The following is a 23571-nucleotide window of genomic DNA, read 5'->3' on the forward strand; positions in this document are numbered from 1 at the left end:
TGAAACCGCTGCTCTGGCAGCGGTTTTTGTTCTCATATCTGCCCGGCCAACTGGCGAATGTCAGGCCAGTTCATTAGAATTGCGGTAAAGAAGCAAAAGGATTTAACCAGATGAAAAAAATTGAAGCGATTATTAAGCCCTTCAAGCTGGACGATGTACGTGAAGCACTGGCTGAAGTTGGCATTACAGGGATGACTGTTTCAGAAGTGAAGGGTTTTGGCCGTCAGAAAGGCCATACCGAGCTGTATCGCGGTGCTGAGTACATGGTTGATTTCCTGCCAAAAGTGAAGCTGGAGATCGTGGTGGGTGATGAAGTAGCCGACCAATGTGTGGAGACCATTATCGAAACCGCGCAGACAGGTAAAATCGGTGACGGTAAGATTTTCGTGTTCAATGTTGAGCGCGTGGTACGTATCCGTACCGGTGAAGAAGACGAAGAAGCGATTTAAACCGGGTTTACCGGGAATGGAAAGGAGAGCCCTGGCTCTCCTTTTTTGATCCTGGTGAAAGATTCAGCATTATTGGTGTGATGTTTTTTTCCGGCTGAGCGCAATTGCCCGGCCTGCCAGCGAAGGGACCGGATGGGTCGCGTGGCTGGAGTGAACTTTATCAACAGCTTTGGCTATTTCGGGGCGGAAAGGTGCCGAACGGTGGTTTTCCATGTCGATATGCATCAACAGCGTTTCCATGGCAGCCAGCTCATCACCACTGGTGCCATTACGCATTGTGAAGAAAACCCGCAATTTTTTTTCGTCATGCTCAAGTAATTGCGCTGTCACAATGAGTGGATCGTTTTCTGAGGCTTCCTGTAAGTAATGCACCATGCTTTGCAAGGTGAATATTGAGCACTTTTCGATATTTCTGTAAGTTTCATCCATACCCAGCTGGAGAATAAAATTATCAATCCCGAGGCTGAACACTGAAACATAACAGGCATCGTTCATATGGCCGTTATAGTCAATCCATTCTTGCCTTACATTCCCTGTGAAAACAACATTTAAGTCCATTTCTTTTTCCTAAGCTAAAATTTGGGGTAGCTGGTTTCATATTTTCCCGACAGGGAAATGCTATTAGGATTAGTGGTTGGAATTTGTGTTTAGCCGCATATTTAATGATAAATGTCGAATATCCGGTTCGATACTCTCGTTGTTTGAGATAGGCAGGAAAAAGGATGTTTGACCCCAGAACAAGCAATGAACCCCATAAAATCAGTTTCCTCCTCATTCCGGGTTTTTCCCTGTTTGGCCTGACGGCGATGCTGGATCCTTTGCGCCACGCTAATCGTGCCAGTGGCAAAGAGTTGTACCGGTGGGAGCTGATTTCGGAGCACGGGGGGCTGGTCACAAGCAGCGATGCCATAGAAATCATGAGCCATACCAGTATCCGGGAGGCAGCACGCTGTGAGTCGTTGATAGTAGTGTCCGGAGAGAACCCACAGGGAAGTATCAGCCAGACGATCCTCGGGTTTATCCGGCAGCAAGCCAGCCATGGTGCGGATATTGGCAGCCAGGATACCGGGGCTTATATCACTGCGGCTGCCGGCATCCTGAATGGCTATCGGTCAACGATCCACTGGGAGAACCTGCAGAGCACCGCTGAAACCTTTTTGAGTGTGGACTTTGTGCAGGAACTGCTGGTGGTCGATCGCAAAAGGTTTTCCTGCCCGGGGGCTTTGTCGGGCCTGGATATGATGCTTTACCTGATATCGGCCCAGCATGGCAGTGAACTTGCCATGACGGTTGCTGATGAGCTGGTTTATACCCAGATCCGTAAACACAGCGATCCCCAACGGACGTCACTGCAAAAACGGCTGGATACACGTAACCCCAATCTGATTGAAGCGGTTCAGCTCATGGAGCACAACATAGAGGAACCGTTGTCGATCCCGGAGCTGTCCGAACATCTCGGTATATCTGACAGGGAGCTGGAAAGGTTGTTTAAACACTACCTGCAAACGACACCCAGCGCTTACTACCGAAGCTTACGTCTCGAACAGGCTCGCTGGATGTTACAACAAACGTCTGACAGCGTAACCAGCATTGCCGTTGCCTGTGGCTTTGCTTCCCTTTCGCACTTCACCCGCAGTTACCATCGTCATTTCAGCAAAAAACCCAGTGATGAACGCTGACGGCTTCTGTCCGCCCGCGATATTTCGGTAGCCCTGCACACTGAGAGTACGTTTTATCCCACCTGTTGAGGTCATATGGGAGAGTGGGTGCCTTCACCGTTGGTAACTGTCTTTTGGGGGACTTTCAGTCCATTTCAATTATCCGACTAAAAGCCATGCAGTCTCTCAACTGTTCGAAATTTGTCAATCTTACTTCGGCAAAAATCAATATGCGGCGCGTTATCCGGGTAATTTTAATATTGACCTCAAATAAATGACTTATTTGATGAAATTGACCCATCAATAAAAGTGAGAGACAGAGCCACTATGAACCGGGATGTAATCATTACGTGTGCTGTAACGGGGGCAGGGGATACTGCCAGCCGTAATCCGAATGTGCCAGTAACACCTAGGGAAATCGCTGATTCAGCGATTGAAGCGTGGAACAGTGGCGCGGCTATTGCTCATATTCATGTCCGGGATCCGGAGACCAAACAAGCTTCACGGCGCGTAGAGTTGTATGAAGAAGTTTGTGAGATCCTGCGGGCTTCAAGTTGCGATGTGATCATCAATCTCACTGCGGGAATGGGCGGGGATTTGTATATCGGGCCGGACGAGAAGCCAACGCAGTTTTGTGACGGCACTGACCTTATCGGCGCGACTGAACGGCTTGTCCATATTGAAGCGCTGAAGCCGGAGATCTGTACGTTGGATTGCGGATCCCTGAACTTTGGCAACAATAACCTGGTTTATGTCTCTACGCCGGACATGTTGAGAGTTGGCGCAGCCCGGATAAAGGAACTCGGCGTGACAGCTGAACTTGAGATCTTTGATACCGGTAACCTCTGGTTTGCACTGCAAATGAAAAAAGAAGGATTGTTGCAAGATAACGCGATGTTCCAGTTGTGCCAGGGAATCCCGTGGGGGGCTCCTCCTGAAGTGGGAATTCTCAAAGGAATGGTTGATATGTTGCCGGAGAATACCAACTGGACAGCATTTGCGCTGGGCCGGGACCAACTGCCTTGGGCTGCGCAGTCTGCACTTCTTGGCGGCCATGTCCGGGTCGGCCTGGAAGACAACCTGTATTTGGGTAAAGGGGTGATGGCAACCAACGGTCAGTTGGTTGAACGTGCGGTAAATATCGTCGAGAACATGGGTGGCAAAGTGCTTAATCCTGCTGAAGCTCGGGAAAAACTCCGCTTGCGCGGCACACAGTGAGGATCTGAGCAATGAGTAAACCTAATCCAAATGATGTGACAAAAGTCGGTGCGATCGGTACCGGTGTAATTGGCGGAGCCTGGGTGCTGCACTTCTTGCGTATGGGCAAAGACGTCATCGCTTATGACCCCGGTCCGGGCTCCAAAGACCGGTTGCTCGCCATGGTTGACAATATTTGGCCGACCATGGAAAAGCTGGGCTTGAGAGAGGGAGCCTCACCCACCCGGCTCAGTTTTGCAGACAGCCTTGAGGATCTTGCTGCCAGTGTAGAAGTGATTCAGGAAAGTACGCCGGAAAACCTGGATAACAAACGGGCTTTATTTGCCACCCTGGATGAAATAACCCCGGAAGATGTCGTTATCATCTCCAGTACGTCCGGTTTTGCCATGACAGACATGGTAAAGGATGTGGCTCACCATCCTGAGCGTTTCGTAGTGGGGCACCCTTTCAACCCTCCTTACCTGGTACCGTTTTGCGAAGTGTGTGGCGGTAAGCAAACCAGCCAGGAGGTTGTTGACTGGACGGCTGAATTTTATGAGTCAGTTGAAAAGCAGGTTGCCAAGATGGACCGGGAGCTCCCTGGTTTTATCGGCAACAGGCTGCAGGAAGCGCTCTGGCGGGAAGCCTTGCATATGGTTGCCAACAAGGAGTGTTCGGTTGAAGACATTGACAAGGCTATCGCATACGGACCGGGCCTTCGCTGGGCCATTATGGGGCATTGCCTGACCTACCACCTCGGTGGCGGTCAGGGAGGCATGGCTCATCTTCTGGATCACTTTGAAGAATCGCTGAAGGAACCGTGGACCCGTCTTGAAGCTCCTGAGCTTACCCAGCAACTTAAGGACGACATGATTGCGGGCTGCCTCAACCAGGCAAATGGAGCAACCATCAATGATTTGATCCAGGAGCGGGACGATTGCCTAATCAGGATCATGAACACCTTGAAGGAGTACAGGGAAGAAAAAGGCATACAGCGCTGAACAGTGTAGCAGCCTGAATTTGGCCTTAGCCGTCGTGTGTTGTTAATTGACGCTGATAAGATCAGCGTCTTTTTTTCACTTCCTGGCAGATTTTGTTATAAAGAATGTCCCCTTCCGGAGCATACCCATGCGCTCTGAGCCCGCCATGTACCATGCCGCTGACAAGGCAAAGGTGCGCGGGGTTTCCTGCCTGCCTCAGGTTTTTGAAATACTCCTTTGCATCATCCACCAACGGGTCATATTCGGCAGCGAAGACCGACGCGGGCGGAAGGCCTTCGAATGAATCGGCCAGCAGCGGCAGCATCTCTTCATCCAACTCATCAAACTGGCCATTGTGATAACCCTTCCAACACTGGTTAATTGAGTCAGAAGACAACAACGGGGCATCACTCAAGGTGTTATGGGATTTAAGACTGCCCGGTTTTGCAAGGCATGGGTAGATGAGTATCTGCGCTGTTGGCATCGGAGCTCCCAAACGCCGGCACCGGAAACTTAACGCTGCAATCAAATTTCCCCCGGCACTGTCTCCAACCACCAACGGCGGTATCCTGTCTTTCACCAGCATGGCTTTATAGACGGAGTAAACATCATCCAGCGCAGCAGGATAAGGGAATTCAGGCGCCAGCCGGTAATCAACCGAAGTAACAGCGATACTGCAATCGTTGGAAAGATGGCCGCAAAAGCTGTCATGGCTGTCAAGATTGCCAAGGTACCAGCCTCCGCCATGGACGAACAGAACCCGTCCCGATGGAGATCTCCCGCCCGGTAAATAGTTCCGCACATTGATGCCGCCAATTTCAATGTCACAGACCTCAATCTCTGCAGGCCTGGGAAGTGACATCTTGTTTGCCATCAGGTCATAAGCCTTTCGTTCAGCATCAATGCCCTGAGCGGTGATACTTGATGGGAAAAAAGACAGGCTCTGTTCCACGAACCGGTTCATGTAAGGGCTGAGTTTGTAACGTTCTGACATTGCATCCCCGCAAATGAAAAAGGTTGTACCTGTGCAGGTACAACCCGGTTAACTGGTATCAGTAATGTTGTACAGCCGTTATTCGCTGAGCCAACCTTCAATGACATCAGGGTTCTGTTCTACCCACTGTTGTGCGACATCTGCCGGTTCTTCATCATCCTCGGCAATACTGTATATCCACTGGCTGACTTCTGATGCATCAAAAGAAACATTTTTCAGGAAGTTAGCGACTTTTGGTGCGCGTGTTTCCAGTGAGGCACTGTAGGCAACATAGACCTCTGTAGTCGGTGCCCCGCACGTTATTGCGCTGTCTTCCAGCCAGTTCTCAGTATCGTTAAACTTGTAACAACCATCAGGGTTGTATTCAACATGCCCTTTTTTGGAGTCTCCGGCATAACCGGTAAATTCAGGTTCTTCCAGCTTTCTCAGGTCGTAGGCTGAGTGAATCCACTCCGGCGTCCAGTAATAGAAAAGGATTCCCTTTTTCTTTCTGTAAGCAGTTTTAAGCTGGGCCTTTATCAAGGAATCAGAAATGATGACCGGGGTGTAATACTTGTCAAAGCCATATCCTTTGGCTTTTACCTGATTGATTTTCACACCTGACCAACCGGGAGCACCTGGCCAATATTCGCCCTTACCATCTCCGTCACTGTCAAACAGCTTGGCAATTTCAGGTTTTGCAAGGTCATGAACAGTCTTTACGCCGTACTCATCCTGGATATAACCGGGAATGAAAAAACCATCGGTACCGAGGTAGGGAATGCTGTTTGCCCGGACAGATTCTTTGCTGCCCGGAGCAACAAATTTGGCCCAGGGTTGGGTTTGTGATGATGTCCAAACGTCAGGGTGGACATCAATACTGCCCTTTCCTTTGTCCATGGCAGCCCAGATAGCTGCCTGGTCTGCTGCGATGATTTCGACATTGACATCCAAGTGCTTTTCCATCACCACTTTTAACACATTCTCGATAGCTAAAGATGCGTCCCAGGTGACTTCACCTATGACGACAGTTTCTTTAGCCTGAGCTGCTGCAGACAGTCCCAACAATGCGGACAAGCCCAAAGTTGTTATTTTCTTATGCATTCGGTTCCCTCTTTTTGCACGGTAATGTGATGTTTCGTCGTACGTGATTTCTCATTCACCAATATGGGGAGAGGTCGTCCCCCCAACATTTTTATTGAGTCTGTTTGTGGCGTCCCTGAATGATGCGGTCAAGGATCATTGCGCAAAGGACAATCGCCAACCCGGCCAGGAGCCCTTTGCCTGCTTCAAGGTGCTGGAGGGAGAAGAGCACGTCGTACCCCAGTCCTCCGGCGCCGATTAGCGCAGCAACGACAACCATGGACAGGCTCATCATGATGCTCTGGTTGATACCCGTCATGATGGATGGCACTGCCAGGGGTAATTCGGCTTTGAACAGAATCTGTCTGGGGCTTGCTCCGAATGCCAGCATGGCTTCAATCACCGATTTATCGATTTGCTGTATCCCCAGACAGGTCAGACGGATCATCGGCGGCATAGCAAATACCACTGTTGCCAGCACTGCAGGGGGTTTCCCAACTGAGAAAAAGGCGATTGCCGGGATGAGGTAAACAAAGCTGGGCATTGTCTGCATCAAATCGAGCAGGGGGTTAAGAATGGCGTTAAACCGGGGGCTTTTGGCCGCGAAAATACCCAGTGGTGCACCAATGATCAGGCAAATGAATACCGAGGCGCCGACAAGGGCCATTGTGCTCATGGCTTTATCCCAAAAACCGAAGATCCCAAGATAGGCCAATGCAAATGCTGTGAACGCAACTACCCGCCACCCAGCCATTTTCCATGCGGTCAGAAGGAGCAGAAGCGCCATCACAGGCCAGGGGATACCGATGAAAATCAGTTCCAGTAAATTGAGGATCTCCCTGATGGTCCAGGTTATTGACTCGAAGAAACTCTCAAAAGAGATCGTTAGCCAGTCTACTGCTGCGTCTATGCCTTTTGCTGTCCCTTTGGTAATGGTCCGGGAGTGGGGGAAAGTCTCTACAAAGCTGACAACTTCCGAAGCACAAAATCGATAGATGGTGATGGGGTAGATGGCAACAACGAGCAGCAGCCCGGTAAACATCCTGTTGGTACTGGTACCGCAATTATCCGTGGGGTTGATTTTCCAGCGGTTAAACAAATTGTGGTAAACCCGGTTGGCCGCAAGCCCCCCTAAAAGCCTGCCTGCGAGAAATACCAAAAGGCCGGGGGCGATATTTTGGGACTCAGCACCCAATTGGGAACCAAGCATGACCAGCCCCATGACGTCAGTGGCGGCCAGTATCCAAAATAATCCCCAAATTCCCCGGCTGGCAGCCCACAATGGCCCCCAGAGCATGGCTGCGGTATTGATTGAAAGCGTTCTCCCGTTTGCTATCTGGGTAAACTGGTTTGTGTAGTAATCGGTGGAGCTGACCAGGAATGCCTTCAGTTGCTCGGTTTCACGGTGGGTTGCTTTTGAAGTGTCAGTCATTTTGTTTTTCCCCTTTAATTCCGCGCAGGAGCAACTGTGTTGTGACAATACCTATTGGGGTTCCGTTGTCTTCAATAACAATGGGGCGTTCATGTTCAACGGCAAGGTCAATCAGGTGATCCAGGTCCGATTCCCGTTCGGCGACAGGGCATTCCGTCAGATCAAGTGCAGGATGAGGTTGCACCTTATCGAGAGGCACCATAATTGCCTCCGCACTGACTAATTTGAGTTTGGAGATGTCTTTGACGAATTCTGCAACGTATTCGTTTGCCGGTTGGGTGACAATCTCTTCCGGGGTGCCAATCTGGACGATTTCTCCGTCCTTCATGATGGCGATTCGGTTTCCGATACGGATTGCCTCATCCAGATCGTGGGTAATGAACAGGGTGGTTTTGTTCATTGATTTGGAAAGTGCCAGAAACTGGTCCTGCAATTGCCGCCGGATGAGCGGATCCAGGGCACTGAAGGGTTCATCCATAAGCAATATTTCCGGGTCAGCCGCCATGGCGCGAGCAAGCCCGACGCGCTGTTGCATACCGCCCGACAGTTCTGAAGGGAGCCGGTCCTCCCAGCCACTCAGTTGTACCAGATCCAGTTTGTCCTGGGCTATCCGAAGGCGTTTTTGTTCATCCACATTACGCAGCTCCAGTCCCAGAGCCACGTTTTCCTGTACGGTCCTGTGGGGAAGCAGTGCGGTGTGCTGAAATACCATCCCGATTTTTTCGGCACGGATTTGCCGGAGCTGTTCCGGGTTCAGCGCATTGATATCAACGTCACCGATGAGGATGTCACCGGAGGTGGGTTCTATCAGCCGGTTAATGTGGCGTACGAGGGTGGACTTTCCGCTTCCGGAAAGTCCCATAATGCAGAAGATCTCGCCTTGATGGGCTTGAAATGAAGCATTGGCAACACCTACTACACAATCAAATTCGCTGTGTACTTCGTCTTTGCTGAGACCCCTTTGTTTTACTGCTTGCAGTGCTTCATCTGCACGATGCCCAAATATCTTCCATACGTTTCGACATTCTATCGCGGGCTTGCTTACTTCCTGTATAGTCATAGTCCTCACCTGGTAGGCCGAGATGTCGCTTCGGTTATTGTGTTTGCTTCTTGGGTGACAATATAAAACAAGATGCTTATTTTAATTATTGCTCTTGTTACAAAAATGTATCCATGACGTTTTATTTTGGTTTTCGTATAACCAAGTTACGGAACTGGACGGTGAGTTTTTGAATAATATCGAATGATGATTGATAAAAAGCGAAGTGATTGATGTGCTACATCCCAATCTTATACAGATCGCTAACCGGTGTGATTTTACGAAGTGGTGAGACTGGTGGGATTTATGGCGCTTGAAGGGGTTTAATTTGGGCAATTTGTCCGAATAACGCCACCGGAGTGAGTCTTATTTTCCGGCGGCGGCATTCCAGTTATTTAGCGTATACAACAAGATACCTGTCGTTACGGTGATTCATAGTCAGTACCATATTGATAATCACTGCACCTGCCACTGACCACACCATTATCCACGGTGACACCATAAAGAATGAGGCAACCAGGATGGCGGAGTCAAAAACGATCTGGACGTTGCCGGCCTTAATGCCAAAACGGTCCTGACAATAAACTGCCAATACGTTTATACCGCCAAGGCTTGCATGGTGTCTGAACAGCATCAGCATCCCTACGCCAAGAAGTAACCCCCCGATAACAGCACAGTAAGCTGGGTCAAGCGAGGCCGGAGTGAAGAACATAGGGATATGATCCACCATGATTGATACCGCGCCACCGCAGAGGATACTGTTCAGGGCAAAACGACGGCTGATGCGCCACCAGGCCATAAAGTAAAAAGGAAGGTTGCAGGCGAAATAGAGTTTGCCGAAAGACAAGCCGGTGTAATGGCTCATCAAAAGGGCTAAGCCGGTTGTGCCCCCGGTCAGTAATCCTCCCTGCTGGAGGAAAAACACACCCTGTGCGACGATAAAACACGCAGAAGCCATGGCAATGACGTCTTCGAGCGCCGAATGCTTTATTTTTTCCAATTTACTACCCTACATCACATCAATACTGGCTGGTGGAAACTGAAAAGGTTGTTTCCGAAAATACCGCAGTAAAAGGCGGGACAGGCATTGTATTTAGGAATGCGGCGAGAATGAAGTTCCTCTGGTAAAACAATGAAAATGGACTGTCATCATAGGTGAACAAGGTGTAAACCTTAGCTGTTTACATGTGCTGGATTCATGGGGATTTGATGTGTCATTAAGGGTGGAAATGAAAAAAACTCATACTCATCATGAGAATTTCCCACGAAATCCTCATGAAAAAATGTTTTTAGCGCTACCTGATCCGTATCAAATTTTGTAGAATAGCCCCCATTATTGCAAGTGTGACGAAAACGATTGCGCGCCCGTGATTGCTGGCTTCGTCAAACTGGCAGATTTCATCATTTCAGGGTTCATTTTTTTACTTTCAGGATTATCTGAGTCAGGAGATACAGATGCTAAAGCGTGACATGAATATCGCTGATTACGATCCGGAGCTTTATGCTGCGATTCAGGAAGAAGTAGCTCGTCAGGAAGAACACATTGAGCTCATCGCTTCTGAAAACTACACCAGCCCTCGTGTAATGGAAGCCCAAGGCTCCCAGCTTACCAACAAATATGCTGAAGGCTATCCGGGTAAGCGCTACTACGGCGGTTGTGAGTTTGTTGATAAAGCAGAAGCTCTGGCAATTGATCGCGCTTGCTCGCTGTTTGGTGCCACTTATGCCAACGTGCAGCCTCACTCCGGCTCCCAGGCCAATGCCGCTGTCTTTATGGCTCTGCTGCAACCGGGTGATACCGTTCTGGGTATGAGCCTTGCCCACGGTGGCCACCTGACTCACGGTTCCCCTGTTAACTTCTCAGGCAAGCTCTACAACGTTGTCCCTTACGGTATCGACGCTGAAGGCAAGATTAATTACGAAGAAGTGGAAACCCTGGCGCTTGAGCACAAGCCTAAGATGATTATCGGTGGTTTCTCTGCATATTCTCAGGTTGTTGACTGGAAGCGCCTGCGCGAAATCGCTGACAAAATTGGTGCTTACCTGTTCGTGGATATGGCCCACGTTGCCGGCTTGGTGGCAGCAGGTGTTTACCCAACACCGGTTCCTCATGCTCATGTTGTTACCACCACCACACACAAGACGCTGGCTGGCCCACGTGGCGGCCTGATTGTCTCTGGTGCAAATGACGAAGAACTCTACAAGAAGCTGAACTCAGCGGTATTCCCTGGTGGACAGGGTGGCCCTCTGATGCACGTTATTGCTGCAAAGGCAGTTGCGTTCAAAGAAGCGATGGAGCCAGAGTTCACAGCCTACCAGCAGCGTGTTGTTGATAACGCTAAAGCGATGGTGAGCGTATTCCTTGAGCGCGGATACAAAATCGTATCCGGCGGCACTGAAAACCACCTGTTCCTGGTTGACCTGATTGACAAGGACATCACAGGTAAAGATGCAGACGCTGCTCTGGGCCGTGCCAACATGACTGTGAACAAGAACAGTGTGCCAAATGACCCACGCAGCCCGTTTGTCACTTCCGGTATCCGAGTTGGTACACCGTCAATCACCCGTCGTGGCTTTACTGAAGAAGATGCCAAGGCGCTGGCTGGCTGGATGTGTGACGTATTGGACAACATCGATAACGAAGCCGTTATCGAAGCGACCAAAAACAAGGTGCTTGATATCTGTAAGCGCCTGCCAGTTTACGCGTAAATTTAACTGGTTAAACAAAGTGGCACCTGCGGGTGCCATTTTTGTATTTTGCGAATTATCTGAACCAGCTTTCCGTCTCCCTTCCTTTCTTGCTTAAGGGGAAATCGGGTACACTGTCCCTCGATAAATAGAGGAGGCCTAATGCACTGTCCATTTTGTGCTGCGACTGATACCAAAGTCATCGATTCCCGCTTGGTGGCAGATGGTCACCAGGTACGTCGACGCCGCCAGTGCCTGGCGTGCAGCGAACGATTCACGACCTTTGAATCCGCTGAACTGGTGATGCCCGGCATCATCAAGAGTAACGGCAACCGCGAACCGTTCAATGAGAACAAGTTACGTGGCGGTTTCCTGCGGGCGTTGGAAAAGCGCCCAGTCAGCGCTGATGACATTGAAAAAGCCATCAACACCATTAAATCCCGAATCCGTGCGACCGGCGAACGTGAAATTCCGTCAGACATGGTCGGTGAGTTGGTGATGGAAGCACTGAAAGTGCTGGATAAAGTGGCCTACATCCGTTTCGCCTCTGTTTACCGCAGTTTTGAGGACATCCGGGAATTTGGTGAAGAAATTGCCCGGCTGGAAAAGTAACGGTTATGACCTTTTCTGATTTCGACAACCGTATGATGCGTCGCGCCCTTGAACTGGCTGCGGGTGGACGGTTTACCACGGCGCCAAACCCGAATGTGGGGTGTGTGATTGCCAAAGGGGAAAAGGTTATCGGCGAAGGTTTCCACTTTCGAGCCGGTGAGCCCCATGCCGAAGTCCATGCCCTCCGGCAGGCTGGTGATCGTGCAAAAGGGGCTACAGCCTACGTGACCCTGGAGCCATGCTCACATTACGGCCGTACGCCGCCTTGTGCAGAGGCTCTGATCAATATCGGTGTATCACGCGTTGTATGCGCCATGGTGGATCCCAATCCCCAGGTGGCCGGACGTGGCATCAAGATGCTTGAGGGTGCCGGGATCCAGGTTGATGTTGGCCTTTACGGTGCCGAGGCAGAAGCGCTGAACCCTGGGTTCATTAAAAAAATGCGCTCGGGAATGCCTTATGTACAGCTTAAGCTGGCTGCCAGTCTGGATGGCCGGACTGCACTGGCCAATGGTGAAAGCAAATGGATAACTGGCCCTGAAGCGCGAAGTGATGTTCAGGTATTTCGTGCCATGAGCAGTGCAATTCTTTCCACCAGTGCCACAGTCCTTGCTGATGACCCATCCCTGAATGTGAGATGGGAGCAGCTTCCTGAGAGTGTGCAAAAAGACTACCAGAAAGCTAATTTACGCCAGCCGGTCCGGGTAGTGATTGACAGCCGGAACCGGGTGAAACCGCAACACCTGTTGTTTTCACAGCCTGGCAAGGTGATTTTGCTTCGTACCCAGCTAGGCGATGAAGCCTGGGGTGAGGATGTCGAGCAACTGATCGTCCCGGCAAAAGGTGCGGGTGTCGATCTGGCGGCAGCACTTAACTTGCTGGCGGAAAAAGGGTTGCACCAGATTTGGGTGGAAGCAGGCGCCACTCTCGCTGGCGCGCTGATTGAGCAAAAGCTGGTGGATGAGTTTATTCTCTATCAAGCCCCAAAATTGATGGGGGCTGACAGCCGTAGCCTGGTAGCACTTAGCGGTATCACCGCCATGAGTGATGTCCCAGAGCTGGATATTTCTGATGTGACTCTGGTTGGCAGGGATATCCGTATCCGGGCCATCCCGGTTTAATTGATTTTTGAAGTAATGCCTGACAATTGTGGTGTTACAGGAAACACAGATGTTTACAGGAATTGTAGAAGCGGTTGGCCGTATTAAGGCCATCACACCCAAGGGTGAAGATGTCTCTGTCACTGTGCAGAGTGGCAAGCTGTCTCTGGATGACGTGAAACTGGGTGACAGTATTGCCACCAACGGTGTGTGCCTGACCGTGGTGAAACTTAATAAAGATGGCTACGTCGCCGATCTTTCTGTCGAGACCCTCAACCGCACGGCATTCGCTCACTATAAAGCCGGTGAGCCGGTTAACCTTGAAAAGGCGATGCAGCCAACTACCCGTTTTGGCGGTCATATTGTTTCCGGCCACGTAGACGGTGTCGGCACCATAACTACCCGCCAGCCGGTAGGCCGGGCCGTGGAGTTTTGGGTCGAAGCGCCGAAAGAGCTTGCAAGGTATATTGCCGAGAAAGGTTCAATCACTGTAGATGGTATCAGCCTGACAGTGAACGCTGTTGATGGTAACCGCTTCAAACTGACCATTGTTCCTCACACTGCCTCAGAAACAACCATGGATCGCTTCCAGCCTGGCCGAAAGGTTAACCTGGAGGTGGACGTGATTGCCCGGTACCTGGAGCGGCTGATGATGGGGGATAAAGCCGCAGAGCCTGCCGGTTCAGGCCTCTCTATGGCAACGCTGGCTAAAGCCGGCTTCTTAAAATAATTCGATTTCGTGAGTGAAGGACTTGTTGTATGGCACTGAGTAGCGCAAAGGAAATTATCGACGATATCCGTCAGGGTAAAATGGTTATCCTGATGGATGACGAAGATCGCGAGAACGAAGGCGACCTGATTATTGCCGCCGAAGCGATTACCCCGGAAGCGATCAATTTTATGGCGACATATGGCCGCGGCCTGATTTGCCTCACCATGACCAAAGACCGCTGCCGAACCCTCGGCCTTCCTTTGATGGTGTCGGACAACAATGCCCAGTTCACCACTAATTTCACCGTATCCATTGAAGCGGCAGAAGGTGTTACCACGGGTATCTCCGCTGCTGACCGTGCCCGCACTGTGCAGGCTGCCGTTGCGAAAGATGCCAAAGCGGCAGACCTGGTTCAGCCGGGGCATATCTTCCCGTTGATGGCGCAGGACGGCGGTGTACTGACTCGAGCCGGGCACACTGAAGCCGGCTGTGACCTTGCCCGTCTTGGCGGTTTTGAACCAGCTGGTGTGATTGTAGAAATCCTTAATGATGACGGCACCATGGCACGCCGTCCGGATCTGGAGATTTTTGCAGAGAAGCACGGTCTCAAGTTAGGTACCATTGCCGATCTCATCGAATACCGCAACGAGAACGAAACCACGGTAGAGCGCGTTGCAGAATGCCGCTTGCCTACCGAGTACGGTGAATTCGAGCTGGTCACTTACCGTGACACCATTGACAACCAGATCCACTATGCCCTGAAAAAAGGTGAGGTGGCTGACAAGCCGGTGCTGGTGCGTGTCCACCTGCAGGATACCTTCACCGATGTCCTCCACTCCAACCGCTCCGCTGACAGAAGTTGGTCCTTGCAGCAGGCAATGGAGCGAATCAGTGATGAGGGTGGTGTGTTGGTCATCCTGGGGCGTGAAGAGACAACTGACTCCCTTATCCAAAAAGTGAAACTCTTTGAAGCCGAGGACGCCGGACAGGAACCCCGCAAGGCAAAATGGCAGGGTACATCCCGCCGGGTCGGCGTGGGCTCTCAGATCCTGGCGGATCTGGGTGTTGGGGAAATGAAGCTGCTTTCATCCAGCAACAAGCGTTATCACGCACTTTCCGGCTTCGGCCTGAAGGTTGTCGAATACGTCTGCGAATAACAATTCACAGGTTAAAAGACAGATATTTAATACAGTTAGGCAGGTAGTGAACCCTCCTGCCATAAATCATGCGGGATACTGGCTGGTGACTTTCACCTGAACTGTGCTAGAATCCCGCGGTTTTTCTAACCGGATTAGAATACTCAACAGGAAGGCCCATGAAGGTTATTGAAGGCGCTATCGCCGCACCAAATGCTCAGATTGCTATTGTTATCTCCCGTTTTAACAGCTTTATTAACGAAAGCCTGTTGGAAGGTGCAGTTGATGCACTCAAGCGCATGGGGCAAGTCAGCGAAGAGAACATCACCGTTATTCGTGTCCCAGGCGCTTACGAGTTGCCACTGGTGGCAAAGCGTGTTGCCAAATCAGACCGTTACGATGCGATTGTTGCATTGGGTTCTGTGATTCGCGGTGGCACACCACACTTTGAATATGTTGCCGGTGAATGTAATAAAGGCCTTGCACAGGTCGCGCTGGAATTTGATACACCGGTAGCTTTCGGTGTCCTGACTGTTGATACCATTGAACAAGCCATCGAACGCGCGGGTACCAAGGCGGGTAATAAAGGGGCAGAGGCTGCACTCAGCGCGCTTGAAATGGTTAATGTACTGTCCCAGATCGATTCCTAACAGGGGGTAGAGTGAAACCATCCGCACGTCGTAATGCCCGTCAGTTTGCGTTGCAAGCCATTTACTCTTGGCAGATTTCTCAGGAAAACGTTGCCAACATTGAGCAACAATTCCTGAGCGCAGGACGCTATGAAGAAGAAGCGTTCCAGGGCGATGAGCCGTCGCTGCGTGCGCCGGAGACCGACGTGGATTACTTCCGCGATTTGCTGACTGGCGTGACCCTTCATCACGCAGAGCTGGATGCAAAAATGCGCCCATATCTTTCACGTCCCCTGCAGGACCTGGATGAAATGGAACACGCACTGCTGCGCCTGTCTGTGTATGAAATGATGAAGCGCGAAGACGTACCTCATAAAGTCATCATTAACGAAGCTATCGAGCTGGCCAAGCGTTTCGGCGCTGAAGACAGCCACAAGTTCGTGAACGGTGTACTTGATAAGCTGGTTCCAGCTCTTCGAAAGTAATATCCTGAAAAGGCCAGCATTGCTGGCCTTTTTTCTAACTATTCTAAAAAACACAAACAACGGTAACTGCAATGGCCTGCGGTGAATTCGATCTGATTTCGCGCTACTTCCAAACGCAAAACGTTTCACGCCGGGACGTCAATGTCCCCATCGGTGACGACTGCGCAATCCTGACTGTGCCGGAAGGCAATCAACTGGCGGTAACAACGGATACGCTTGTTGCCGGGACCCATTTTCTCGCTTGTGCACCCGCTGAGCTCGTCGCGCATAAGGCGCTGGCTGCCAACCTCAGCGATCTGGCGGCAATGGGGGCGACACCTGCCTGGGTTTCCCTTGCCCTGACCCTGCCCGAGCCGGATGAAGCCTGGGTGAAAGCGTTCTGCGACGGCTTTTTCAAACTGGCTGAATACTTCAATGTCCAGCTTATCGGTGGCGACACGACGAAGGGCGACGTGCTGTCCATTACGATCACAGCACAAGGCGTGGTACCCGCGGGTACCGCATTGACCCGGGGCGGGGCATCCATCGGTGATTGGGTATATGTAACCGGAAACCTTGGTGACAGTGCTGCGGGGCTGGATGCCATCCTTGGCGGCAAAAATGCGACACTGGGGATGGCAGATGTACTGTGTAAGCGTCATTACAAGCGCACCCCCAGGGTGCTTGCCGGGCAGTCCCTGAGGTCGATTGCCTCTGCGTGCGTGGATATCTCAGACGGCCTGGTATCAGATCTTGGCCATATCCTGAACCGAAGCGGTGTTTCTGCCGTGGTGGATGCCGAGCTTCTTCCTATGTCTGCAGAATTCCTGTCCTGTTATGCAAACGTTGATGAGGCAAGACGTATTGCACTGACTAGCGGCGAGGAATATGAGCTTTGCTTTACGGTTTCAGAGCAGAACAAAGGTGCAGTCCAAAGCGCATTGACCCATAGCGGAGTGAGTGCCACCTGTATCGGTCAAATCCGCCCCGGCAGCGGCCTCAAAGTGATGCAGGGGAACCGGGAAGTACAATGGGATTTGGCCGGTTATGATCATTTTCGGAGCGACAAGTGAGTAAACCAACCGACAAATTGAGTATGGCAAATCCGGTCCACCTGCTGGCTACCGGGTTTGGCAGCGGCCTTTCCGCCGTCGTACCAGGAACCATGGGAACGCTGGCAGCCGTCCCCTTCTATTTGCTGATGACTCAGTTGCCTGCAACGGCCTACTGGGGCATTGTGGCAATTGCGTCCATGGTGGGTATTTATCTTTGTGGGAAAACCTCGTCTGATATGGAAGTCCACGATCATGGCAGCATTGTCTGGGATGAGTTTGTGGGCTTTTGGATCACCATGGGTGTCGTTTCAGTGGTTTCCTGGCAAAGTGTCCTGGCGGGCTTTGTGGTATTCCGTGCATTTGACATGATTAAGCCCTGGCCCATCAAATGGTTCGATCAGCATGTCCACGGTGGGTTCGGCATTATGCTGGATGACATTGTGGCCGGTGTGATGTCAGCCATGACCATGTTTCTGCTCTCCCACTGGTTTGGCTGGTGGTAAATAAGGCACCCAAGGCCCTTTGAATAAGGCCCTTTGAATAAGGGCCTTCAGCCGGTTGGTGAAAGAATTCCTGCCTGTATTTCCCGGTAAGTTAATGATGCCAAGGCAATTCATAGATTCCATTTATCTTTGTTTTGATATTTTTATGGTCTTTTATTCTGTACTTTTGCATCATGTGGTTCTCCTAAATCAGGGGGGCATTCAATTTTTGAAGAACCGTCAGTGACACTTTCCCAATCTGATGATGCTGTTGCCGTTCACTGCTACCCTTGGTTTTCTACCTATTTTGTTGGCCATCAAGCCACTCACAAACAGTTGTAAACATGTCCGTAAAAGAGCCTGAAAGTACATTGATAGCTTGTGAAGAGTGCGGGCTCGTTTCCGAAATACCGCCAATGCGGGGTGGGCAGAGTGCCAGTTGCTCCCGGTGTGGACATACACTGGTCCGTCGTATTGAATTCCCGCATGCGACGATGATGGCGTATGGTATTTCCAGCCTCGTGATGCTGTTGCTCAGTACAGTGTTTCCGTTTATGTCCTTCAGCGTACAGGGTATCAAGCACGAAATTACCCTGATGTATGCGGTGAAGGTATTCCACTACTTCGGGAATAACACCCTGGCAGTGCTGTTGCTGATTACGATTATTGTCCTGCCGGCGCTCTACATTCTTACCCTGATGTATCTCTTTCATGTTGCCGAAAAACACAGACGGAAGGCGAAACCCATCAGGCATCCCGGCCTGATAAAGCAGTTGTGCCGGTTGGTTTTCCGGATAGAAACCTGGCTTTTGGTGGATGTGTTCCTTGTGGGCGTGCTTGTCAGCCTGGTGAAGATTGCATCGCTGGCTGATGTGGGGATGGGACATTCCTTTTGGGCGTTTTGTGCCTACACGGTCCTGGTGATCAAATGTATGCGCAATGCAGACAAAGAGTGGCTGTGGGAACATCTTTTCCCGTCCTACCCGGTAAATGGTGTGAAGTCTGGAGACACACACCTGTCCGGCAATCATGTCGCCTGCGGGCTTTGCGAGCAAATAAACCCGGTTGTAGGTGAAGTTCCCGGCAACTGTGTGCGCTGCGGAAGCATGCTGCAGCCTTATGAGCCGGAGAGAAGTTTGCAGTGGGCCTGGGCCTTCCTGATTGCAGCATTCATTTTCTATATCCCGGCAAACCTGTATCCGATGATGTATACATCAAGCCTTGGCTCCACGGAGGTGTCCACGATCATGGATGGCGTAATCATGCTGTGGAATATGGGCTCATATCCCATTGCAATGGTTATTTTTATCGCAAGTATCTTCGTCCCCCTGACAAAAATGTTGATATTGACCTGGTTGTTCGTTTCTGCGAAACGGGGAAGGGTGTCAGAAGACGGAGAGTCAGTTGTCAGGCTGAAATATTACCGGGTGACTGAAATCATTGGGCGTTGGTCGATGATAGACGTCTTTGTTGTGGCTATATTAACGGCGCTGGTCCAACTGAAAGGTTTGATGTCCATTACCCCTGGGCCTGCTGCGCTGTATTTTGCTCTGGTTGTCGTATTAACTATCTGTTCCGCTTTGGTATTTGACCCACGTGTGTTTTGGGGTTCTTTTGACGGATCACAAGGTAAAGTACAACCAGAGAGCAATTCCCGTACTTCAATGGAGTCCGGTTTAGTTGGAAAAGCGGAACATGAATGAAACCACAAAAATTACCGCAGACGTGAGAACCACTAAAAAGTTTTCCGCTGTTTGGATTATTCCCCTGATATCACTGACAGTGGGAATCTGGATGCTGTACCAATATGTCAGCAACCAGGGGACAGAAATCACCCTTACCGTCCAGACGGCTGAAGGTATCGAGGCAGGCAAGACAGAAATTAAGGCGCGAAGTGTCAAAGTGGGGGTCGTCACAAAGGTTTCCCTGAGCGAAGACTATAACTCCATTATCCTCAAGGCCAAGATAGACAAGTCTGCCGCCGGCTTGCTGCGAAAGGATACGCTGTTCTGGGTAGTGAAACCCCGTATTGGCAAGGATGGGGTTTCCGGCTTGGATACCTTGCTTTCCGGTGCGTATATCGAACTGAGGCCGGGAAAGGCGAAGGAAGAGCAGGACTCCTATGCAATGCTGGAGGTTCCGCCGGTAGCGCCGCCTGACGCCAAAGGCCTCCGGGTTTTGCTTACTTCAAGCGAAGCTGGAAAGTTGTCAGTCGGTGACCCTGTGCTTTACGAGGGGTATACCGTTGGGCGGGTTGAAAAGGTGAGTTTTGATATCTCCAAGCGAAAGGCGGTTTATCAGCTCTTTGTCTTCCAGCCATACGATGCCCTTGTCCGGACCCGTTCAAGGTTCTGGATGACCTCCGGTGTTGATTTACAGTTGAATGCCCAGGGATTTAATGTAGATATCGGCTCGCTGGAATCTCTGCTTACCGGCGGGGTAAGTTTTACCGTACCTTCCGGTTCGCCCCAGGGAACGCCGGTTACCCAGCAAATGGCCTCATTCAAGCTGTTCGATACCATGAAGCAGGTGCGTGAGCAGATGTATGAAAACTACCTTGAATACGCCATGTTGTTCAGTGAGTCGGTTCGAGGACTGAATCCGGGCGCGCCTGTTGAGTACCGGGGCATCCGTATTGGTACCGTAGAAAAGGTGCCGCTCCACCTGTCGAACAGAGTCAATGGCTTCTCTTCTGACAGCATTCCGGTACTGGTTCATATCGAAACGGACCGATTCTTTGATCCGTCCCTGACAATGAAACCAAAGGAACTGCAGGAAAACTTTGCCCGGGAATTTAAGAAAGGGCTCCGTGCAACATTGAAAACCGGTAACTTGCTGACGGGTGCACTCTACATTGATACGGATTTTTACCCGGATGAACGAAAGCAGGATTACGTCACCGATTACCGTGGATATGATGTGTTCCCGACAAAAGCAGGTGGGTTTGCCCAAATTCAGCGTCAGGTGAGCAGTATTCTCAACAAGGTTAATTCATTGCCGGTGGAGAACATGCTGGCTTCGATGGACGGTACGCTCAAATCAACAGAGCAAACGTTGAAGACGTTTAACCAAGTCGGCAGGAACCTGGATAAATTGCTGAAGCAAAAAGATACCCAACAGATCCCGGGTGAGGTGCGCGAAAGCCTTCAGCAGATTCAGGATACCCTACAGGGCTTCAGTCCAGATGCTCAGGCGTACCGTGACCTGGAGAAAGCACTGGCAAACATGAACGATGTGATGGCAGAGCTGAAACCTGTACTGCGCCAGATTAATGAAAAGCCAAATGCTCTGATCTTCGGTGATACCAAGCGTGAAGATCCAGTACCGGCTAAAGGAAAGAACTGATGAAGAAAACCCTTTCAGCTTTGCTGGCTGTACTCGCCCTGGCCGGCTGCAGTACGACAGGCAGTGAATCGACTGTTAATACCTTTGTGTTGCCGACCCCGGCAACACAAGGCCAGGTGGTTACCCGTAATGGCCAACCTTTGCTGATAGTTCAGCCGGTGGAAATGGCTGACTACCTTGCCGGTACCGGACTGGTCTACAAAGTGTCTGATTCAGAAATTGTGATCGCCCAGCAAAACCTCTGGGGTGAAAGCATTGCCAACCAGCTTACCCGCCGGATCACCCGGGATCTTCGTGCAGACCAGAAAGCGTACTGGCCGGTAGAGCTTACCCCGGCTATGGCGACACAGAGCTTGCCAAGCCTTCAGGTGAAAATCAGTGCATTCAATGGGGATTACAACGGAAATGCAGACGTTTCCGGGGAATGGATGGTGCTGGATGGTAACGGAGAGCTGAAATACGTCCGTGAGTTCTCCTACCAGATCCCGCTTGATGAAAGTGGCTACCAGGCGCTTGTTTCTGCCTTGTCGAAGGGTGTGGAGCAGTTGACAACATCCATAGCGGGAACCATCGCGAAGACAAAATAACGCCGTTAAAACGACAAAAAAATACCCCGTTTTATACGGGGTATTTTTTGGCGGGAAAACTACGATTAATCTGCCAGATAGCGGCGAATTTGCGCTTCAATTCCTTTTCCATCCAGCTCAAGCTCTTCGTGGATCTCCGCTTGGGTTCCCTGGTGGACAAAGTAATCCGGCAGGCCCAACTGGAGTACCGGCTTGCAAAGGCGGTTTTTCATCAGGTATTCAATCACACCGGAACCGGCACCACCAGCGATGGCGTTTTCCTCAAGCGTTACCAGAACATCGTGTGTTTTGGCCAATTCAGCAACCAGCTCTTCATCCAGAGGCTTGGCAAACCGCATATCCGCTACAGTGGCATTGAGTGTGTCAGCGGCTTCCAGCGCACCCGGCAGCAACGTGCCGAAGTTCAGGATGGCCACTTTCTCGCCCTGTCGGCGCATTACCCCTTTACCAATTGGCAATGCTGTCATTTCCTGCTCGATTTCCGCACCGCAGGCGCTGCCACGGGGGTAACGTACAGCTGTCGGGCCTTCGAACATATGGCCGGTATACAGCATCTGGCGGCATTCATTTTCATCGCTCGGGGTCATAACCACCATATTCGGAATGCAGCGCAGGTAACTGATATCAAAGGCACCCTGGTGGGTCTGGCCGTCAGCCCCTACGATGCCACCACGGTCAATGGCAAACATCACCGGCAGGTTCATGATCGCAACGTCATGGATCAATTGGTCATAGGCGCGCTGCAGGAAGGTTGAATAGATGGCAACGACAGGCTTGTAGCCCCCAATGGCCATGCCCGATGCGAGCGTGACAGCATGCTGCTCGGCAATGGCGACATCAAAATACTGATCCGGGTGCTCTTTGGAGAAACGCACCATGCCGGAACCTTCACGCATGGCAGGCGTGATAGCCATCAGCTTATCGTCCTTCTCTGCCATGTCGCACAACCAATCGCCGAAAATTTTAGAAAAGGTTGGCTTGGTCGCTGAGCTCTTTGGCAGCGTGTCGATACTCAGATCGAACTTAGGGACAGCATGGTAACCGATAGGGTCTTTTTCCGCCGGTTCATAGCCCTTGCCTTTGCGGGTAACGATATGCAGGAACTGCGGGCCTTTAAGGTTGCGCATGTTCTTGAGCGTTTTTACCAGCTCTTCCACATCGTGTCCGTCTACCGGGCCAATGTAGTTAAAGCCGAGCTCCTCAAACAGGGTACCCGGTGCAACCATACCTTTTAAGTGTTCTTCGGCGCGGCGAACCAGCTCTTTAATCGGCGGTGCGCCGGACAGCACTTTCTTGCCACCTTCACGGATGCTGGTGTAGAAATTTCCTGAAAGCAGGCGGGCCAGGTGGTTATTCAGGGCGCCAACATTCTCTGAAATCGACATTTCGTTGTCGTTGAGGATCACCAGCATATCCGGGTGGACGTCTCCGGCGTGGTTCATTGCCTCAAACGCCATGCCGGCGGTAATGGCACCATCACCGATTACACAGGCTACCTTGCGGTTGTCACCGCGTTTTGCTTCAGCAATGGCAAGGCCAAGGCCGGCGCTGATAGAGGTAGAAGAGTGTCCGACAGAAAGTACGTCGTATTCACTTTCTTCACGCCATGGGAAAGGGTGCAGGCCACCTTTCTGGCGGATTGTCGGAAGCTGGTCACGACGCCCGGTGAGGATCTTGTGGGGATACGCCTGGTGGCCGACATCCCAGATAATATGATCAAACGGCGTGTTATAGACATAGTGCAGGGCAACGGTCAGCTCGACCGCGCCCAGGCCAGAGGCAAAATGGCCGCTGGAGTGGCTGACTGATTTCAGCAAGTAAGTACGCAACTCATCACAAAGCTGTGGCAATACCTCCCGAGGAAGGGTGCGAAGCTCTTCCGGGGTATCGGCCAGTGCCAGTGTCGGGTACTTAGAAATATCTAGGGTCATAGAAATTTGACGCTCTGCT

At 51.1% G+C, this 23571-nt stretch carries 23 protein-coding genes; 16 read left to right on the forward strand and 7 right to left on the reverse strand.

All coding sequences use genetic code 11. The features are described 5' to 3' along the window. Nucleotides 1–110: 110 nt before the first annotated feature. Nucleotides 111–449, forward strand: coding sequence for a nitrogen regulatory protein P-II (gene glnB, locus NF212_RS04270; RefSeq protein WP_054670161.1), 339 nt, complete (start codon nt 111–113; stop codon nt 447–449). A 69-nt stretch (nt 450–518) separates the two neighbouring features. Here the strand turns inward: glnB and NF212_RS04275 are convergent, their stop codons facing one another. Next, nucleotides 519–1007: a thioesterase family protein gene (locus NF212_RS04275; protein ID WP_434359140.1), complete on the reverse strand. Its 489-nt coding sequence runs from the start codon at nt 1005–1007 to the stop codon at nt 519–521. A 164-nt stretch (nt 1008–1171) separates the two neighbouring features. Here NF212_RS04275 and NF212_RS04280 point away from each other — a divergent pair, with 164 nt between their 5' ends. The 3 genes from NF212_RS04280 to NF212_RS04290 all read left to right on the forward strand — a co-directional run bounded on the left by NF212_RS04280 (nt 1172) and on the right by NF212_RS04290 (nt 4305). Further along, on the forward strand, nt 1172–2128 hold the full coding sequence (locus tag NF212_RS04280; protein WP_434359142.1) for a GlxA family transcriptional regulator: 957 nt from the start codon (nt 1172–1174) through the stop codon (nt 2126–2128). 306 nt (nt 2129–2434) lie between these two features. After that, nucleotides 2435–3325, forward strand: coding sequence for a 3-keto-5-aminohexanoate cleavage protein (locus tag NF212_RS04285; RefSeq protein WP_434359144.1), 891 nt, complete (start codon nt 2435–2437; stop codon nt 3323–3325). Between the two features lie 11 nt (nt 3326–3336). Beyond that, nucleotides 3337–4305, forward strand: a complete 969-nt coding sequence (locus NF212_RS04290) for a 3-hydroxyacyl-CoA dehydrogenase NAD-binding domain-containing protein (protein WP_434359146.1) — start codon at nt 3337–3339, stop codon at nt 4303–4305. A gap of 61 nt (nt 4306–4366) precedes the next feature. On the opposite strand, the gene NF212_RS04295 is transcribed toward NF212_RS04290, so the two are convergent. The 5 genes from NF212_RS04295 to NF212_RS04315 form a co-directional block, all read right to left on the reverse strand. Beyond that, entirely contained in the window at nt 4367–5278 is a 912-nt protein-coding gene (locus NF212_RS04295) for an alpha/beta hydrolase (RefSeq protein ID WP_434359148.1), read from the reverse strand. A gap of 78 nt (nt 5279–5356) precedes the next feature. Continuing rightward, nucleotides 5357–6361 carry an ABC transporter substrate-binding protein gene (locus NF212_RS04300; protein WP_434359150.1) on the reverse strand — a complete coding sequence of 335 codons (1005 nt, stop codon included), beginning with the start codon at nt 6359–6361 and terminating at the stop codon, nt 5357–5359. 91 nt (nt 6362–6452) lie between these two features. Then, nucleotides 6453–7772, reverse strand: a complete 1320-nt coding sequence (locus NF212_RS04305) for an ABC transporter permease (RefSeq protein ID WP_434359152.1) — start codon at nt 7770–7772, stop codon at nt 6453–6455. Continuing rightward, on the reverse strand, nt 7765–8832 hold the full coding sequence (locus NF212_RS04310) for a quaternary amine ABC transporter ATP-binding protein (RefSeq protein ID WP_434359154.1): 1068 nt from the start codon (nt 8830–8832) through the stop codon (nt 7765–7767). Before NF212_RS04310 ends, NF212_RS04305 begins: the two co-directional genes overlap by 8 nt. Nucleotides 8833–9202: 370 nt before the next feature. Then, nucleotides 9203–9811 (reverse strand): YitT family protein, encoded by a 609-nt coding sequence (locus NF212_RS04315; protein ID WP_434359156.1) that lies wholly within the window; start codon nt 9809–9811, stop codon nt 9203–9205. A gap of 455 nt (nt 9812–10266) precedes the next feature. On the opposite strand from NF212_RS04315, the gene glyA reads away from it, so the two are divergent. From glyA to NF212_RS04375, 12 genes are all read left to right on the forward strand, one after another. Continuing rightward, nucleotides 10267–11520 (forward strand): serine hydroxymethyltransferase, encoded by a 1254-nt coding sequence (glyA, locus tag NF212_RS04320; RefSeq protein ID WP_434359158.1) that lies wholly within the window; start codon nt 10267–10269, stop codon nt 11518–11520. A gap of 141 nt (nt 11521–11661) precedes the next feature. Then, nucleotides 11662–12111 carry a transcriptional regulator NrdR gene (gene nrdR, locus NF212_RS04325; RefSeq protein WP_054670184.1) on the forward strand — a complete coding sequence of 150 codons (450 nt, stop codon included), beginning with the start codon at nt 11662–11664 and terminating at the stop codon, nt 12109–12111. A gap of 5 nt (nt 12112–12116) precedes the next feature. Further along, nucleotides 12117–13232 (forward strand): bifunctional diaminohydroxyphosphoribosylaminopyrimidine deaminase/5-amino-6-(5-phosphoribosylamino)uracil reductase RibD, encoded by a 1116-nt coding sequence (ribD, locus tag NF212_RS04330; RefSeq protein WP_434359161.1) that lies wholly within the window; start codon nt 12117–12119, stop codon nt 13230–13232. A 49-nt stretch (nt 13233–13281) separates the two neighbouring features. Then, nucleotides 13282–13941, forward strand: a complete 660-nt coding sequence (locus tag NF212_RS04335; protein ID WP_434359163.1) for a riboflavin synthase — start codon at nt 13282–13284, stop codon at nt 13939–13941. A 29-nt stretch (nt 13942–13970) separates the two neighbouring features. Continuing rightward, the gene (gene ribBA, locus NF212_RS04340; protein WP_434359165.1) at nt 13971–15080 is read left to right on the forward strand and encodes a bifunctional 3,4-dihydroxy-2-butanone-4-phosphate synthase/GTP cyclohydrolase II; all 1110 of its coding nucleotides are present in this window, start codon (nt 13971–13973) and stop codon (nt 15078–15080) included. Between the two features lie 158 nt (nt 15081–15238). After that, nucleotides 15239–15709: a 6,7-dimethyl-8-ribityllumazine synthase gene (ribH, locus tag NF212_RS04345; RefSeq protein WP_434359167.1), complete on the forward strand. Its 471-nt coding sequence runs from the start codon at nt 15239–15241 to the stop codon at nt 15707–15709. An 11-nt stretch (nt 15710–15720) separates the two neighbouring features. Next, the gene (gene nusB / locus NF212_RS04350) at nt 15721–16173 is read left to right on the forward strand and encodes a transcription antitermination factor NusB (protein WP_054670188.1); all 453 of its coding nucleotides are present in this window, start codon (nt 15721–15723) and stop codon (nt 16171–16173) included. 71 nt (nt 16174–16244) lie between these two features. Continuing rightward, nucleotides 16245–17225 carry a thiamine-phosphate kinase gene (thiL, locus tag NF212_RS04355; RefSeq protein WP_434359169.1) on the forward strand — a complete coding sequence of 327 codons (981 nt, stop codon included), beginning with the start codon at nt 16245–16247 and terminating at the stop codon, nt 17223–17225. Further along, nucleotides 17222–17710, forward strand: a complete 489-nt coding sequence (pgpA, locus tag NF212_RS04360; protein ID WP_434359171.1) for a phosphatidylglycerophosphatase A — start codon at nt 17222–17224, stop codon at nt 17708–17710. The genes thiL and pgpA overlap by 4 nt, the downstream gene beginning before the upstream one ends. Before the next feature lie 323 nt (nt 17711–18033). After that, a complete protein-coding gene (locus NF212_RS04365; RefSeq protein ID WP_434359173.1) occupies nt 18034–19392 on the forward strand; it encodes a PqiA/YebS family transporter subunit in 1359 nt (452 codons plus the stop codon). Beyond that, the gene (pqiB, locus tag NF212_RS04370) at nt 19385–21034 is read left to right on the forward strand and encodes an intermembrane transport protein PqiB (RefSeq protein WP_434359175.1); all 1650 of its coding nucleotides are present in this window, start codon (nt 19385–19387) and stop codon (nt 21032–21034) included. Before NF212_RS04365 ends, pqiB begins: the two co-directional genes overlap by 8 nt. Continuing rightward, a complete protein-coding gene (locus NF212_RS04375) occupies nt 21034–21621 on the forward strand; it encodes a PqiC family protein (RefSeq protein WP_434359177.1) in 588 nt (195 codons plus the stop codon). The genes pqiB and NF212_RS04375 overlap by 1 nt, the downstream gene beginning before the upstream one ends. 65 nt (nt 21622–21686) lie before the next feature. On the opposite strand, the gene dxs is transcribed toward NF212_RS04375, so the two are convergent. Beyond that, nucleotides 21687–23552 carry a 1-deoxy-D-xylulose-5-phosphate synthase gene (gene dxs, locus NF212_RS04380; RefSeq protein ID WP_434359179.1) on the reverse strand — a complete coding sequence of 622 codons (1866 nt, stop codon included), beginning with the start codon at nt 23550–23552 and terminating at the stop codon, nt 21687–21689. Between the last annotated feature and the right edge of the window lie 19 nt (nt 23553–23571).

The sequence above is a fragment of the Parasalinivibrio latis genome, from assembly GCF_036825535.1.
Taxonomy (GTDB): Bacteria; Pseudomonadota; Gammaproteobacteria; order Enterobacterales; family Vibrionaceae; genus Parasalinivibrio; species Parasalinivibrio latis.

Excerpts from the sequence above, each read along its gene's own strand:
- NF212_RS04300 (WP_434359150.1), bottom strand. The coding sequence starts at position 6,361 with ATGCATAAGAAAATAACAACTTTGGGCTTGTCCGCATTGTTGGGACTG.
- glnB (WP_054670161.1), top strand. The coding sequence starts at position 111 with ATGAAAAAAATTGAAGCGATTATTAAGCCCTTCAAGCTGGACGATGTA.
- NF212_RS04305 (WP_434359152.1), bottom strand. The coding sequence starts at position 7,772 with ATGACTGACACTTCAAAAGCAACCCACCGTGAAACCGAGCAACTGAAG.
- pqiB (WP_434359175.1), top strand. The coding sequence starts at position 19,385 with ATGAATGAAACCACAAAAATTACCGCAGACGTGAGAACCACTAAAAAG.
- NF212_RS04285 (WP_434359144.1), top strand. The coding sequence starts at position 2,435 with ATGAACCGGGATGTAATCATTACGTGTGCTGTAACGGGGGCAGGGGAT.
- NF212_RS04280 (WP_434359142.1), top strand. The coding sequence starts at position 1,172 with ATGTTTGACCCCAGAACAAGCAATGAACCCCATAAAATCAGTTTCCTC.
- NF212_RS04375 (WP_434359177.1), top strand. The coding sequence starts at position 21,034 with ATGAAGAAAACCCTTTCAGCTTTGCTGGCTGTACTCGCCCTGGCCGGC.
- ribH (WP_434359167.1), top strand. The coding sequence starts at position 15,239 with ATGAAGGTTATTGAAGGCGCTATCGCCGCACCAAATGCTCAGATTGCT.
- NF212_RS04290 (WP_434359146.1), top strand. The coding sequence starts at position 3,337 with ATGAGTAAACCTAATCCAAATGATGTGACAAAAGTCGGTGCGATCGGT.
- dxs (WP_434359179.1), bottom strand. The coding sequence starts at position 23,552 with ATGACCCTAGATATTTCTAAGTACCCGACACTGGCACTGGCCGATACC.
- nrdR (WP_054670184.1), top strand. The coding sequence starts at position 11,662 with ATGCACTGTCCATTTTGTGCTGCGACTGATACCAAAGTCATCGATTCC.
- glyA (WP_434359158.1), top strand. The coding sequence starts at position 10,267 with ATGCTAAAGCGTGACATGAATATCGCTGATTACGATCCGGAGCTTTAT.
- NF212_RS04275 (WP_434359140.1), bottom strand. The coding sequence starts at position 1,007 with ATGGACTTAAATGTTGTTTTCACAGGGAATGTAAGGCAAGAATGGATT.
- NF212_RS04310 (WP_434359154.1), bottom strand. The coding sequence starts at position 8,832 with ATGACTATACAGGAAGTAAGCAAGCCCGCGATAGAATGTCGAAACGTA.
- NF212_RS04365 (WP_434359173.1), top strand. The coding sequence starts at position 18,034 with ATGTCCGTAAAAGAGCCTGAAAGTACATTGATAGCTTGTGAAGAGTGC.
- thiL (WP_434359169.1), top strand. The coding sequence starts at position 16,245 with ATGGCCTGCGGTGAATTCGATCTGATTTCGCGCTACTTCCAAACGCAA.
- ribD (WP_434359161.1), top strand. The coding sequence starts at position 12,117 with ATGACCTTTTCTGATTTCGACAACCGTATGATGCGTCGCGCCCTTGAA.
- ribBA (WP_434359165.1), top strand. The coding sequence starts at position 13,971 with ATGGCACTGAGTAGCGCAAAGGAAATTATCGACGATATCCGTCAGGGT.
- NF212_RS04295 (WP_434359148.1), bottom strand. The coding sequence starts at position 5,278 with ATGTCAGAACGTTACAAACTCAGCCCTTACATGAACCGGTTCGTGGAA.
- NF212_RS04335 (WP_434359163.1), top strand. The coding sequence starts at position 13,282 with ATGTTTACAGGAATTGTAGAAGCGGTTGGCCGTATTAAGGCCATCACA.